Source organism: Saliniferula longa, assembly GCF_050789285.1.
In the GTDB taxonomy this organism is placed as follows: domain Bacteria; phylum Pseudomonadota; class Alphaproteobacteria; order Rhodobacterales; family Rhodobacteraceae; genus CAVPWP01.
Genome location: NZ_JBOUVX010000001.1, coordinates 307697 through 321407, shown reverse-complemented (window position 1 = coordinate 321407; position 13711 = coordinate 307697). Strand labels below are relative to the sequence as shown.

General features: G+C 68.4%; 11 protein-coding genes and 1 riboswitch. Of the genes, 8 read left to right on the top strand and 3 right to left on the bottom strand.

All coding sequences use genetic code 11. The features are described 5' to 3' along the window. The first annotated feature begins 96 nt into the window (after positions 1–96). A riboswitch (cobalamin riboswitch) is annotated at positions 97–299 on the top strand. A gap of 134 nt (positions 300–433) precedes the next feature. Genes ACRDNQ_RS01470 through ACRDNQ_RS01450 form a run of 5 tightly spaced genes read left to right on the top strand, consistent with a single transcriptional unit; the run spans position 434 to position 5759 of the window. Beyond that, the gene (locus ACRDNQ_RS01470) at positions 434–2269 is read left to right on the top strand and encodes a TonB-dependent receptor plug domain-containing protein (RefSeq protein ID WP_431826845.1); all 1836 of its coding nucleotides are present in this window, start codon (positions 434–436) and stop codon (positions 2267–2269) included. Next, positions 2244–3080, top strand: a complete 837-nt coding sequence (locus ACRDNQ_RS01465) for an ABC transporter substrate-binding protein (RefSeq protein WP_431826844.1) — start codon at positions 2244–2246, stop codon at positions 3078–3080. The genes ACRDNQ_RS01470 and ACRDNQ_RS01465 overlap by 26 nt, the downstream gene beginning before the upstream one ends. Further along, positions 3077–4066, top strand: a complete 990-nt coding sequence (locus ACRDNQ_RS01460; protein ID WP_431826843.1) for a FecCD family ABC transporter permease — start codon at positions 3077–3079, stop codon at positions 4064–4066. Before ACRDNQ_RS01465 ends, ACRDNQ_RS01460 begins: the two co-directional genes overlap by 4 nt. Further along, positions 4063–4848: an ABC transporter ATP-binding protein gene (locus tag ACRDNQ_RS01455; RefSeq protein WP_431826842.1), complete on the top strand. Its 786-nt coding sequence runs from the start codon at positions 4063–4065 to the stop codon at positions 4846–4848. The genes ACRDNQ_RS01460 and ACRDNQ_RS01455 overlap by 4 nt, the downstream gene beginning before the upstream one ends. Then, the gene (locus ACRDNQ_RS01450; RefSeq protein ID WP_431826841.1) at positions 4845–5759 is read left to right on the top strand and encodes a TonB family protein; all 915 of its coding nucleotides are present in this window, start codon (positions 4845–4847) and stop codon (positions 5757–5759) included. Before ACRDNQ_RS01455 ends, ACRDNQ_RS01450 begins: the two co-directional genes overlap by 4 nt. Positions 5760–5779: 20 nt before the next feature. On the opposite strand, the gene ACRDNQ_RS01445 is transcribed toward ACRDNQ_RS01450, so the two are convergent. Next, entirely contained in the window at positions 5780–7705 is a 1926-nt protein-coding gene (locus ACRDNQ_RS01445) for a multiheme c-type cytochrome (protein ID WP_431826840.1), read from the bottom strand. Positions 7706–7832: 127 nt separating this feature from the next. Between ACRDNQ_RS01445 and pcaD the strand changes: the two genes are divergently transcribed. From pcaD to ACRDNQ_RS01430, 3 genes are all read left to right on the top strand, one after another. Continuing rightward, entirely contained in the window at positions 7833–8621 is a 789-nt protein-coding gene (gene pcaD, locus ACRDNQ_RS01440) for a 3-oxoadipate enol-lactonase (RefSeq protein ID WP_431826839.1), read from the top strand. A 78-nt stretch (positions 8622–8699) separates the two neighbouring features. Beyond that, positions 8700–9974 (top strand): TCR/Tet family MFS transporter, encoded by a 1275-nt coding sequence (locus ACRDNQ_RS01435; protein ID WP_431826838.1) that lies wholly within the window; start codon positions 8700–8702, stop codon positions 9972–9974. A gap of 550 nt (positions 9975–10524) precedes the next feature. Then, the gene (locus tag ACRDNQ_RS01430) at positions 10525–11706 is read left to right on the top strand and encodes a hypothetical protein (RefSeq protein ID WP_431826837.1); all 1182 of its coding nucleotides are present in this window, start codon (positions 10525–10527) and stop codon (positions 11704–11706) included. 171 nt (positions 11707–11877) lie between these two features. Here ACRDNQ_RS01430 and ACRDNQ_RS01425 read toward each other — a convergent pair whose 3' ends face one another. Beyond that, positions 11878–12186, bottom strand: a complete 309-nt coding sequence (locus ACRDNQ_RS01425; RefSeq protein ID WP_431826836.1) for a hypothetical protein — start codon at positions 12184–12186, stop codon at positions 11878–11880. Positions 12187–12241: 55 nt separating this feature from the next. Further along, entirely contained in the window at positions 12242–13648 is a 1407-nt protein-coding gene (locus ACRDNQ_RS01420; RefSeq protein WP_431826835.1) for a DUF1254 domain-containing protein, read from the bottom strand. Positions 13649–13711: the final 63 nt, after the last annotated feature.

Here is a 13711-nt window from a genome sequence, read left to right as displayed (position 1 = left end):
CCGGCGGGGTGGCTGCGCCTATACCTGACAAAAACACTCGTGCATGTCAACACCCATCCGTGGCGAAAGACCCGTTGACACGGCGCCGAGCCAGCCGTCTTATCACCGTGCTTCGGTTCGGGCGTGAGAGCGTCCGATGAAAAGGGAACACGGTGCGGGGCCAGCCCCAAGTCCGTGACTGCCCCCGCAACTGTAAGCGGCGAGCGAGGCCGAACACGCCACTGGGACCAGATGTCCCGGGAAGGCCGGCCAAGCGACGACCCGCGAGTCAGGAGACCTGCCGAAGTGATCACCCAGTCCGGGCGCGGGGCGCGCCAGGGACTACGGACCCTCCGTAGTGGTGACGACTTCACCGTTTGCGGGGGCCGCGTGCCTTCCAAGAACTCAACATGACCCCCGCCCCGAGCGGCGGAAGACTGGAAGGATGACGGGCGTGAACCGACCCCTCGTAGTATTGGTGGCCCCTGCGGTGGCCGCCTTCGGCGCAATTCCCGCACTGGCGCAAGGCGCCTTCGATCTGGACGAGATCACCGCCTTCGCCACCCTCAGCCCGACCGAGATCAGCCGCACTGGCGCGACGGTCGACATCGTGACCGAAGAAGAACTCGAGAAGGTCGGCGCCCAGCCCCTTTCCGACTTCCTGACGCGCCGCGCCGGCATCAGCTTCGCCACCAACGGCGGACCCGGTGCCGCCGCCCCGATCCGCGTGCGCGGCCTGCCCGCGGCCTACGTCGCGGTGCGGATCGACGGCATCGACGTCACCGACCCGTCGCTGCCGCAAAGCTTCTTCGACTTCGGTCGCCTTTCGACCGTCGACGTGTCGCGCATCGAGATCGTCAAGGGCTCGCAATCGGCGCTTTTCGGCAGTTCCGCCGTCGCGGGCGCGATCGACATCACCACCCGCCGCGCCTCGGCGCCGGGCACCGAGGTCGGCGTGCAGGCCGAGGCCGGCAGCTATTCAAGCTATCTCGGCAGCGTCTCGATCGCGACGATGACCGAACGTGGCGAACTGGCCTTCACCCTGTCGCGAAGCACGACCGACGGCTTCTCGGCGGCCGACGAGAACGACGGCAACACCGAGGACGACGGCTTCGAGTCGACGCGCCTGACGCTTTACGCCGACTACGAGGCCACAGATATCCTGACCTTCGGGCTTTCGGGCTTCTGGGAGGACAGCACCGTCGAATTCGACGCACTCGACTTCGGGACAAGCCTGCCGCTCGACGGACCCTACCTGACCGAGCAAACCGAGTCGGAGAGCAGCGGCGCCCGCGTCTTTGCCGAAGTGGACGGCGAAGCGGTCTTCAGCACCTTCTCGCTGAGCTACTTCGAAAACACGCGCGACAGCGATTTCGGCGGCGACTTCACCGGCAGCTTCACCGGCGACCGAACGATGGCCGAATACATCGGCACGACGTCGGTCGGGTCGGCGACCACGCTCAGCTTCGGGGCCAGCGCCGGGAAGGAAAGCTACTCCGACGACTTCGGCGAAGGCGAACGCGACCTTGCCGCCGTCTTCGCCGAGGCAATGATCGCGGCAAGCCCGTCGGTCGACATCTCGCTGGCGGGGCGCTACGACGACTATTCCGATTTCGGCGACTTCGTTTCGGGCCGCTTCGCGCTGGCCTATCGCCCCGATGAGGCGACCGTCCTTCGGGCCCTTGTGTCCACGGGCTTCCGCGCGCCGTCGCTTTTTGAACTGAACGACGCGTTCTCGGGCAACCCCGACCTGCTGGCCGAGGAAAGCACAAGCTACGAACTGGGCGCCGAGCGGGTCTTTGGCAATGGCGCCGCGGCGCAGATCACGCTGTTCAGGACCGAGATCGACAACCTGATCGAGTTCGACTTCGGCACCTTCGCCTATGCCCAGACCCCCGGCACCAGCACGACGCAGGGCGTCGAACTGACCGGCAACGTCCCGCTTTCGGCGTCGGCCGAGTTCTTCGGGAACTACACTTATACCGATGCGCGCGGCCCCGACGACGAGCGGCTGCTTCGGGTGCCCCGCAACGACCTGACGATCGGGGTCCAGGGCGACATCACCGAGCGGATGAACGGCATCCTCACCGTGCAATACGCCACCGACATCGAGGATATCGCCGAACTTGACGACTATGTGGTGACGAACGCCACGCTCAACTACGAGGTCAGCGACCAGGCCACCGTCTATCTGCGCGTGGCCAACATCTTTGACGAGCAATACCAGACCGTTGCCGGCTACGGCACATCCGACAGGGCCTTCTATGTGGGCCTTCGCGCGAACTTCTGACGTCGTCCGCGCCGCGGCCCTGGCCTTCGGGCTGGGGGCCGCGGGCATGGCGGGGGCCGAGGCCCCTGCGCGCGTGGTGTCGCTCAACCTCTGCACCGATCAGCTGGCGCTCATGCTGGCTCCGGATCTGGTCGTCTCGGTCTCGTCGCTGGCCGCCGACCCCGTGTCCTCGGCCCTGCACGAGGACGCCGCGGGCGTGCCCGCGAACCGCGCGCGCGCCGAAGAGGTGTTTCTTCTGGACACCGACCTTGTCCTTGCCGGCATCTGGTCCGAGGCGGAAACCGTTGCCATCCTGCGCCGGCTTGGGCTTCGGGTCGAAACCTTTCCGCCCGCGACGACGCTGGACGACCTGCGCGGCCAGATCCTGCGGATGGGCGCGCTTCTGGGGCGCGAGGCCGCGGCCGAAGCGCTTGTCGCGGACTTCGACGCCCGCCTCGCCGCCCTGCGCCGCGATCCGCCCGACACCACGGCGGTGGTCTATTACGCCAATGGCTTCGCCGGCAGCGACACCTCGCTTGCCGGCGAGGCGCTGCGCGTCGCAGGCATTCGCAACCTTGCCGCCGAGGCCGGATTTGGCGGCGCGCGCCTGCCGCTCGAGCGTCTTGTGACGATGGCGCCCGACCTGATCGTGACCGGCACGCGCTATCCCGGCACCTCGCGATCCGAGGCGATCCTTGACCACCCGGCGTTGCGGCGGGCGATCGACGCGCGGCCTGTCGTCGTGGTGCCCGACCGCGAATGGATCTGCGGCACGCCGGCGTTCCTCGACGCCGTCGCGCGGCTGGCTAGCGCGGCGGAGGCCCTGCGATGAGGCCCCGCGTCCTGTTTTCGGTGCTGGGCCTGCTGGCGGCCGCGGCCTTTGCGGCGTCGCTCGCCGTCGGTCCGGCGGACGTCGGGCCGGGGCAAAGCCTGTCGGCGCTTCTTCGCGATGACGGCGGCCCGCTGACGATCGTGATGCGCGAGATCCGCCTGCCCCGCGCGATCCTTGGCGCGCTGGTGGGCGCAAGCCTTGGGCTTTCGGGCGCGGCGATGCAGGGCTACCTGCGCAATCCCCTGGCCGAGCCGGGGCTGATCGGCATCTCGGGCTCGGCCGCGCTTGGCGCCGTCATCGCGATCCACACGGGCCTTGCGGCCGCCTTCGCGCTGGCCCTTCCGCTGGCGGCGCTGGGCGGGTCTGCCCTTGCGGTGCTTCTGATCCTGCTTCTGGCCGGCCCGCGCGGGTCGTCGATGACCCTGATCCTTGCCGGGATCGCGATCAGCGCGCTGGCGGGCGCACTGACCGCCCTGGTGCTGAACCTTTCGCCCAACCCCTTCGCGGCCTACGAGATCATGTTCTGGCTCATGGGCTCGCTAGCCGACCGGTCGTTCAGCCATGTCTGGCTGGCCCTGCCCTTCATCCTTGCGGGCGGGCTTGCACTCTTGATGACCGCGCGCGGGCTTGATGCGCTGACCCTGGGCGAGGACGCGGCGCAAAGCCTTGGCATCCGCCTTGACCGGCTGCGGCTTCTGCTGGTGGGCGGGACGGCGGCTGCAGTCGGCGCCTCGACCGCCGTGGCCGGCGCCATCGGTTTTGTCGGCCTCGTGGTGCCGCACCTTCTGCGGCCCTTCGTGGGCGCGCGCCCCGCGCTTTTGTTGCCGGCCTCGGCGCTTGGCGGGGCCACGCTTCTGCTGCTGGCCGACGTCGCGGTCCGCGTCGTTTTGCCGACCCGCGACCTGCAACTGGGGGTCCTGACCGCGCTTGTCGGCGCGCCGTTGTTCCTGCACCTGATCTTCAAGACGCGGAGGGAATTCGCATGATCCCCGCAGATGACGGCGCGACGGCGCCCGCGATGACGCTTCAGAACCTCACCGTCCGCCGCGGACGGCGAGTCGTCGTCGACGCCGCCACCCTGTCGATCGCCCGAGGCGAGGTCGTGGGCCTGATCGGCCCAAACGGGGCGGGCAAGACCAGCCTCTTGCGCGCCGCGCTGGGGCTGCTTCCGGCAACGGGCCGGGCCGACCTTGCGGCCCTGTCGCCCCGCCTGCGCGCGACCCGTGTCGCCTGGCTGCCGCAGACCCGCGAAATCGCCTGGCCCGTCAGCGTCGAGGCCGTGGTGGCGCTTGGGCGCATTCCGCATCTGCCGGGGCTCTCGGCCCTGTCGCCGGCCGACCGGGCCGCGGTGGACGCCGCCCTTGAGCGCATGGGGCTGGACGGGCTGCGCCATCGCGCCGCGACCGAGCTTTCAGGGGGCGAGCAGGCGCGTGTTCTCATCGCCCGCACCCTTGCACAGGGCGCGCCCCTGATCCTGGCCGACGAACCGGTCGCGGGCCTTGATCCGGCCGCTCAGATTGCGACCATGCGCGTCTTCGCCGGCATCGCGGCCGAAGGCGGGGCGGTGCTGACGTCACTGCACGATCTTGGCCTCGCCGCGCGGCATTGCCACCGGCTGATCCTGATGCACCGGGGCCGGATCGTGGCGGACGACCGTCCCGAGGCGGTCCTGACACCCCAGAACCTGGCGCAGGTCTTCGGCATCACCGCCCATGTCGCCGCCGGGCGCGACGGCCTGGTGTTCCAGCCGCTCGAGGTGCTGGCATGAGCGTGGCCGTCGCCACCCCCGCCGTGGCGGGCGGGCTGCGCGAACTGGCGCTGTTCGGCACGCTTTCGCTGGCGCTGCACGTCGGCCTTTTTTTGCAGATCGCGCCGGGCGGCGGGACGGACGGGTCCGGCGCGTATGGCGCCTCGGCCGTGACGGTCGAGGCCGCCGACACCGCGCTGGCGGCGCTTGTGGCCGAATGGGATCGGCCCCCCGAGGCGCTGACAGAGGCGACGGCACCGGCGGTCGAAACCCCCGCCCCGGCCGCCCCCAAGCTGCCGCCCACCGCCGCCGACCGGGACCCGGCCCGTACAGCCCCTGCCCTTCCCGCCCCGATGGCAAGCGCCGCCGCACCGGAAGCGCCCACCGCACCGGAAAGGCCCGCCGCGCCGCCCCCGCCCGCTGTCGCTTCCGTGCCGCCCGAGGTGTTGCCGCCCCTGCCCGACACGCGGCCAGCGCCCAGACCCGCCGCGCAACCGGCCCCCTCTCCGGTGCGTGCCGCAAGCCCGCCGCAGCCCGTGCCGCCTGCGACACCCGCCGCCCCCCATCGCGCCAGCGGCAGCGGCGACGGCCAAAGCGCCGGACGGCAGGCCGCGGGCACCGGCCAGTCGCCATCGCCCGAGCGCCGCGCAGCATTGCAGGCCGAATGGTCGGCGGCGATCCAGACACGCATCGCGCGCCACCAGAGCTATCCCGCCGGCAACCATGGCGATGGGAGGGTCAAGGTGCGGATGGTGATCTATCCCTCGGGACACCTGGGCGAGGTGACGCTTGCCGCGTCGTCGGGACGACCCGCGCTTGATGCCGCCGCGCTTCAGGCCGTGCGACGGGCTGCGCCCTTCCCTCCGGCGCCCGCCGGGCTGGACGACGACTGGTACCAGGTCGCCCAATGGATGAGCTTCCGCCGCCGCTGACCTGCGCGGGGCGCAAAGCCCTACTGCACCTGAGCGGCAAGGTCCCTGATCGCGGGATCGTCCGGAAGTCGCGCGAGCGCCTCGGCGGCCACGGCCCGCGCCCCGGCCGTGTCACCGGTCGCCGCGCTGAGCCGGATCAGCATGACCCAGGCCTGCGCAAGCTGCGGGTCAAGCGTCACGGCCTCGCGGAAGGCGCGCTGAGCCGAGGGAACATCCCGCAGCACCAGGGCCGCGCCACCGATCACCAGATGCGTCTCGGGGAAGTCGGCGCGATTGCCAAGGCTTTGCTGCCACTCGCCCAGGGCCGCGCCCAGCGCCCGCGCCGCGCTCGAGGGAAGCTGCTGCGGGCTCACGCCCAGAAGCTCGCGCGCGGCCGCCATGCGCACCGCCGCCGTTGGATCGGAAAGAAGCGGCACCAGCCGCGCCGCCCGGTCGGGCAACTCGGCCCCGCGCTGGATCGGCACCGCCGCCGCCCGGACAAGCGGATCGTCGTCGCCCAGATGGCGCGCGGCCCGCGCCGCAAGGGCGGGATCGGCCACCGGCACCGCCGCCGTCAGCGCCGAGGCGCGCACGATGCCGGGTTGGGCGGCATCCCCCGCCACCGCCATCAGCGCGCCGCGCGCGGCCTGCGGATCATCCCATCCCCGCGCCAGGGCCTGGCTGAAGTGCGGCCCACGATGGGTGCTGTCGGGAAAGCGCGTGGCGATCTCGGCCGCCGCCCATTCGGGCGTCTGGTCCATGTGGCAGTCAGTGCAGGCGTCGGGCGCGCCGGTCTCGGCCGCCAGATCGGGCCGCGGGACGCGGAAGCTGTGATCGCGCCGCCAGTCCACGCCCATATAGACCCGCTCGACCATGTGGCAGCTCTTGCACTGCGCACCATCGCTGCCCTCGGGATGGAAATGGTGCGCGGGCGTGTCGTACTCGGCCTTGGCCAGCGTCGGAAAGCGCGGGTTGCCCGCCGGCGAATGGCATTGCGTGCAGGTCGCGTTGCCTTCGGCCCGCAGGTTCGCGCGATGGACGTCGTGGCAATCGCTGCACCGCACGCCGTTTGCATACATCTTCGACTGCAGGAACGAGCCGTAGACATAGACCTCGTCCCGGATCGTGCCGTCGGGATGGTAGAGCCCGGGCGAGATCGGCGACAGCCTGTAGGCGTCGTGATAAGGCGTGCCGGGCACCGGATTGCCGTCGCCGAAAGCCTCGCGCCGGGAATGGCAGCCCGCGCATTGCTGGATCTCGGTCTCGGCGTCTTCGGCCGTGAACCCGATGGTAAGCCCCGTCTCGGTCAACCCGGGAAATCGGGCCGCGTCAACGGTTTGCGTCGTGGCCCAGGCGGCATGCGCCTCGCCCGGGCCATGACAGGCCTCGCAGCCCACGCCGATCTCGGCCTGGGTCGAGGCATAGGCCCCGGTTCGCGGATCGTAGGCCTTTTCATAGGCTGTCGCATGGCATTCGGCGCAGCGGGCGTTCCAGTTTTTGTAGGGGCCGGTCCAGTGCAGCGCGTCCGAGGGCGGCAGGTCCTGATCGGGGTAGAGGTGATACCACCGCCTCTCGTCCACGTCCCAGACAACGTCGAAGGACTGAAGCGCGCCGTCGCCCACGTCGATGAGATACTGCTGAAGCGGCGCGATCCCCGCGACCGAATGCACCTCGTAGTCGGTCGTCACGCCGTCCTTCTCGGTCACGCGGATGCGATAGCGCCCGCCCTCCTCGGTGAACCGGGTCAGCGTGCCGTCATGGGCGAACTCGGCATCGCCGAAATCGCCAAGCACGGCCTCGCCGGGTTCGGTCCAGGCCAGATCGTGATACGACCCGGTCCAGGCCGCGGCCTCGTCGACATGACAGGCCGCGCAGGCCGCGCTGCCGACGTGCGCCGGGGTTTCGGCCAAGCCGGACCCCGCCGACCATACCAGCGCCAGCGCCCAAAGGACCCGCTTGCCGATCACGTCACGCCTCCCGGTTTGCACCGCCCGGGGACTCACCCCCTCGGCGCCCGGGATGGACACCTGTCGCGGTTGACCTCGGACGCTCTCGCCGACACCTTGCCAACTATCGGACGAAAGGAACAGGAAAATGCGGATCGCAGAGCTGGGCGAGGTGGCGCTGCACTGGCGCGAGGACGGCGACCCCGAAGGTGCGCCGGTGGTCTTTGCAAATGCGCTTGGCACCGATCTTCGCCTGTGGGACGCCCTCGTGCCGCTTCTGCCGCAGGGCCTGCGCCTTCTGCGCTATGACATGCGCGGGCACGGTCTGTCGTCCTGTCCGGCCGCGCCCTATTCGATGGGCGCCCTCGTCGGGGACGCCGCACGCCTGCTTGATCATCTGGGCGTGCGCGACTGCGTCTTCGTGGGCCTGTCGATCGGCGGCATGGTCGCGCAGGGCCTGGCCGTCAAGCGCCTCGATCAGGTCCGCGCCATGGTCCTGTCGAACACCGCCGCCAAGATCGGCACCGCCGAGACCTGGGCGGCACGCATCGACACGGTTCGCGCCGGCGGGATCGAGGCATTGGCCGATGCCACGATGGAGCGCTGGTTCACGCCCGCCTTCCGGGCCACGCCCCAGGTGCAGCTCTGGCGCAACATGCTGACCCGTCAGCCCGAAGACGGCTATGCCGGCTGCGCGGCGGCGATCTCGGGGACGGATTTCTACACCACGACGGCAAGCCTGTCGTTGCCCACGCTGGCCATCGCGGGCGATCACGACGGATCGACGCCCGCCGATCTGGTGCGCGAAACCGCGGCGCTGGTGAAGGGCTCGCGCTTCCAGCTGATCCGCGGGGCGGGCCACCTTCCCTGCGTCGAGAAGCCCGAAGCCTACGCGGCGGCTCTGACCGGGTTCCTGCGCGACATCGGCCACGTCTGACCCGGCGCACCCGGACGCTGACGCGCACGCCGAAGAAACCCCTCGCCCGGCGCGCAGAAGCATCCTAATGCTCGGCCCATGGCCGCGCCCGACACCCCCCTTCCCGCCCCGGCGGGACACGCCCGATTGCCGCTGGTCTTCATCCTGCTGACCGTGATGATCGATTCGATGGGGATCGGGCTGATCATCCCGGTGATGCCCGACCTGATCCGCGAGGTGGGTGGCGGAACGCTGTCCGAGGCGGCGATCTGGGGCGGGCTCCTCACCACGAGCTTCGCGGTCATGCAGTTCCTCTTCGGTCCCGCGCTGGGCAGCCTGTCGGACCGGATCGGGCGGCGTCCGGTGCTGCTTGTCTCGCTTGGCTTTCTGGCCCTCGACTACCTGATCATGGCGGTCGCCGGCACGATCTGGCTGCTGCTTGCCGGCCGCGTCATGGGCGGAATCACCGCGGCCACGCAATCGGTCGCCGCAGCCTATGTGGCCGACATCTCGCGCCCCGAGCAGAAGGCCGCCCGCTTCGGCCTCGTCGGCGCGGCCTTCGGCATCGGCTTTGTGATCGGGCCGCTTCTGGGCGGGCTTCTGGCCGGGTTCGGCACCCGTGCGCCCTTCTATGCCGCGGCCGGGCTTGCCGCTGCGAACATGGTCTTCGGCTTCTTCGTGCTGCCCGAGACGCTGAAGCCCGAAAACCGGCGCGCCTTTCAGTGGCGCCGCGCCAATCCGCTGGGCGCGCTTCTTGCCCTGAACGCCCTGACCGAAGTGCGCCGCCCGCTTCTGATCTTCTTCGTTTACTCGATCGCCTTCTGGGTCTATCCCTCGGTCTGGGCGTTCTACACCCGGGCAAGCTTCGGCTGGGATCCCGCTATGGTGGGCCTGTCGCTTGCCGGGTTCGGCATCGCGCTTGCCGGGGTGCAGGGCGGGCTGATCCGGGTGATCCTGCGCGCGTTCGGCGACCGGGGGACGGTGCTTTACGGGCTTGCGTTCTACACCGTCGTCTTCGGGGTCTTCGCCTTTCTCACCAACGGCACCGCAGCGTTGATCCTGACGCCGATCAGCGCGCTTGGCGCGGTCGTCACGCCCGCGCTTCAGGGGATCATGTCGCGCGCCGTGCCCGACAACGCGCAGGGCGAGCTTCAGGGGGTGCTGGCGTCGGTCAACGCGCTGTCGATGGTCTTTTCGCCCCTGCTGATGACGCAGGTCTTCGCCGCCTTTACCGCGCCCGACGGTCCCGTGTGGTTTCCCGGCGCGCCGTTCCTTCTGTCGATGGCGCTGATGCTTCTGTGCCTTGCGATCCATCTGGCCGGGTCCGGCCCCCGTGTTGAGGCGTCCGCGTCACGACAGAAGGGCACGCGCTGATGGCGGAAGAAAAGCGGCAAGGCCGTTTTCCACGCGGACGCGATGCGGGGATCGCAATTTCATGGACGACCCGGGGTGCGCCCACGGCAACCAACCTTTGACCTCAAGTGGCCCTGGCAGCGCCGGTCGCCCGAAGAGCGTTCGCGTCGCGAAGGACGGTTGGTTGGGTTGCCCGCGGACGGTCCTGCACCTCGGGGCGTAACTGCGCCCTGGCCAGGCCGCCGCCGGATGCCTCGACGCGGGCCCCGAAGGGCGGTCAGACCACGGCCAGAACTGGCATGCGCGTAAGTGCCGCGAAGGCCTCAACGCACCACGCCACCATCCGCCTTGCAGGGGGGTGTGGCGGAGTCTTTTGCGCATGGCGGCCATCAGCGCGCGTTGCCGGACTTGCGTTCCCGACGATCCGTCGTGACTGTGAGGTGTCGGGGTCGCCCGCAGCCAGAACGCCGCACCTGGCCCGGGGTTCCCGACACACGAAGAGGGTCTGGTCCTTGAATTGAGACATCCAAACCACTCCTCGCCACGGCACACGCCCTGCGCGGCGGGCCGGATGGCTCTGGCCCTTGCGGTTGCGGTCGCCGGTTCCGCGCGCGCCGAGGCGTTCGACGCGACGATCATCCCCGAAGACGAACCGGCCGTCGCCAGTACGCCCGAATTCCCCGTCCTTCAGGCCGGAGCGGATCTTTTCAAAGGGCTCTTCACGATCGCCACCCTGGGCGGAAAGGTCACCGTCTACGGACAGATCGCCCCGACCTTTCAGTCCGTCGACGATGGGGTCGCGGGCTATGACGCGATTCTGGACAACGCGAACTCGCAGTCGCGCATCGGCCTTCTGTCGGATATCCCGCTTGCGGCCTCGACAGTGCGCCTGCGGGCCGAATTCGGGCTTGGCCTTCCGAAGACCAGCCAGAGCAGCCAGACGTCCGACCTGTCCTACGGCTTCTGGGGAGACACCTACGTCAGGTATTTCGAGGTGCGGCTGTCCGGCGATTACGGAATCCTGGCGCTTGGCCAGGGGGACATGGCGACCAACGACGCCGCCAGCAACGACGCGTCGAAGACCCGCGTGGCCGGTGGCGTCGCGATCCGGGATTCGGCGGGGGGCTTCTCGTTCCGGCGCGCCGATGGAAGCCTTTCCGAAGTTCAGATCGGTGACGTCTTCGATTCGTTCAACGCGAACAGGCGCATCCGCGTGCTGTACAACAGCCGGGTGCGAAACGGGTTCAGCCTTGCCGCGGCCTATGGCGGCAACAAACGCTCGGAGTCCGGAACCCAGACCAATTACGACGCCGCGGTCAACTATGCCGGATCCTTCTCGGAGACCGACGTCAACGCCAGCCTCGGATTTGCCCGCCAGCAGGACGAGGCCGGCATGGGGGACGGAAGTTATGTCGGCTCGGTCGCCGTCCTGCACAAACCGACAGGCATGAACCTTAGCCTTGCCAGCGGCGGACGATCTGGTGGCGCGCGCTATGGATACGTCAAGATCGGCTGGACGGGGGATCCCTTGCGCACGGGGTTCACCGCGATCGCCGCCGAATATTATGACGGTCAGGATTTCGAGACGTCGGGAACCGCGTCCACGGCGCGCGGGCTGATGGCGGTTCAGGGCTTCGACGACCTTGGTCTCGAGGCCTATGTCGCCTATCGCGACTACGCCTTCTCGGACCCGTCGGACGGGCCCTACAGGGATATCCGGTCCGTTCTTGTCGGCGCGAGGTGGAAATTCTGAGCGAGACGTTCGTCTAGCCACCCCTTGCGCCGGGCAGAGAGGGGCCAACGAGGGTATGCGTCGCGCCGCCCGCAGCGGCGGGCGACGCCACACGACCACGGACAAGCGCCCGATGTCGCCCGGCACCGAAGGCTTGGACCTGCCGAAGCGGACGAACGGCCGAGCGCTGTCCTAGAAGGGAAACCTCGGCAGTCCCGCGGCGATGATGCAAGACTGGGTGGTGTTCTTCTCGGCGACTTCCTTGAGGGGCTCTTCCGCCGCGCGGAAGCTGCCCGAGTCCCCAGCCTTGACGATCTGCTCGGTCTGGGACTCGTTTGCGTTCTGCAGAATGCAATCGGCGTAGCCAGGATCGCTATAGCCCGGGAAGACGTTCTCGATGACTTTCATCACGGCGGCTTCCTGACCGTCCTGGGCCAGCGCAACGTGCAGCGGACTGACCGCAAGGGCGGCTGCGCAGGCGAATGCCAGAGTGCGCGACATGTGTCTTTCCTTTCATTGAGCAGGTCGACAGACCATCGTTGAACCGCACTTCGCGTCAATTGACCTTCTGTACGGCAGGGGGTTTCCAGGTTCCGTCCAGGGCGGACTTGTCGGGCCAGTAAAGCCGCATGGCCATGTAGATCTCGTCGGACGGCGCCGGCAGCCAGTTGGCCTTTGCCTTTGCGTCCGAAGGTTCCTCGTGCTGGATGTATATCGTCAGCGACCCATCGTCGTTCTTCTGAAGGTCGGGCAGCATCGGCGAATTGATCAGGTATCGGTCGATCGAATTCTCCACCAGAAGTTGGGTCTTGCCGTCGTACATCGTCACCGACCAGAAGGCATTGACCGGGGGAAGGCCGTCGGCCGGGAAGGTCAGCGTGTACGAGTTCGAGCCCACCAGCGTGGTGCCGGACGCATCCCAACGGGTCATCGGATAGAGCGCCTCGGCCGAGTCGTTGCCGAAGATGCCCGCTTGCGCTGCAGCCGCCCGAAGCAGGTAGTCGTCCTTCAGCATATCGCGGGAGCCGAATGCCCCTTCGCTGACCTGCCATCCGTTCACCGAGTTGCCCAGGGTCTTCGCCTTGTCCTGGATCTTGGCGAGTCCTGCCTTGATCCCGGCCTCGAGGGCCGTCTTTTCGTCGTCGGTCCATCCGTCCGTCGAAAAGGTTTGACCCGCCTCGATCCCGATCGAGGCGAACTTCTCCCTCAGGGACGTCTCGACCGAAGCAGGCCCGGTTGCCGGGGCAAACTGGAGAAGGAACGCGAGATAGCTGAAGGGGTCTGCGGCGGCCGCCTTCTGATCGATCTTCGGCCAATCGACCGACGGCGCCGCGGCGGGGGCCGTTTGGTCGAGAAATGCCGACAGCGGCTTCGCCTCGTACTTGGCCTGGATCGCCTTCACGTTGTCCAGGTCATCGGCACCCTTGAGCTGGGTTCTGTAGATGGCGAAGGCGAATTCGGTCTCGGAGGTAAACACCTTTTCGACGCCGGCCGGTGTGTCGCCCGTCCACTGGGGTCCGGCAATGGCAAAGCAGCCCGCGCCATTGCCGGTCGCGCGGCTTCCGATATAGTCGAAATTGAAGGTGTATTGGGACACGAGCTGGACAGAGTAGTAGCGATCCTTTTCGATCTCGGGCACGCAAAGCACGATGGGCTCTGCGCGCAGGTCCATCCAGATGAAGGAATAGGGTGTATCGCTGTTCGGCGTCACGACGGCCGTATCGGCGGGCGTGTAAACGCGGGGCTCGCTGATCAGCTGGTTGAAGGCGCCCTTGTACTGCTTGCCTCCCTCGTCGATGGCGTATTCGTACATGATGCCGTAGGCCATCACCATCGGGAAGCCGTACACGAACGCTTCTTCTGCGATCGACGTGATCTGATCGGTGCTTGGCAGTCCATCGGCCCAAGCCCCCACGGTGGAGACAAGAAGTCCCGCTGCGGCCAGAGGTGCCAGTGTCTTCATGGTGTCTCTCCGGTGGTGGGCTTGATGCCGAAAGCTACTGCCGCAACGCATGTCCGTATAGCC

Excerpts from the sequence above, each read along its gene's own strand:
- ACRDNQ_RS01465 (WP_431826844.1), top strand. The coding sequence starts at position 2,244 with ATGTGGGCCTTCGCGCGAACTTCTGACGTCGTCCGCGCCGCGGCCCTG.
- ACRDNQ_RS01460 (WP_431826843.1), top strand. The coding sequence starts at position 3,077 with ATGAGGCCCCGCGTCCTGTTTTCGGTGCTGGGCCTGCTGGCGGCCGCG.
- ACRDNQ_RS01455 (WP_431826842.1), top strand. The coding sequence starts at position 4,063 with ATGATCCCCGCAGATGACGGCGCGACGGCGCCCGCGATGACGCTTCAG.
- ACRDNQ_RS01450 (WP_431826841.1), top strand. The coding sequence starts at position 4,845 with ATGAGCGTGGCCGTCGCCACCCCCGCCGTGGCGGGCGGGCTGCGCGAA.
- pcaD (WP_431826839.1), top strand. The coding sequence starts at position 7,833 with ATGCGGATCGCAGAGCTGGGCGAGGTGGCGCTGCACTGGCGCGAGGAC.
- ACRDNQ_RS01435 (WP_431826838.1), top strand. The coding sequence starts at position 8,700 with ATGGCCGCGCCCGACACCCCCCTTCCCGCCCCGGCGGGACACGCCCGA.
- ACRDNQ_RS01430 (WP_431826837.1), top strand. The coding sequence starts at position 10,525 with ATGGCTCTGGCCCTTGCGGTTGCGGTCGCCGGTTCCGCGCGCGCCGAG.
- ACRDNQ_RS01425 (WP_431826836.1), bottom strand. The coding sequence starts at position 12,186 with ATGTCGCGCACTCTGGCATTCGCCTGCGCAGCCGCCCTTGCGGTCAGT.
- ACRDNQ_RS01420 (WP_431826835.1), bottom strand. The coding sequence starts at position 13,648 with ATGAAGACACTGGCACCTCTGGCCGCAGCGGGACTTCTTGTCTCCACC.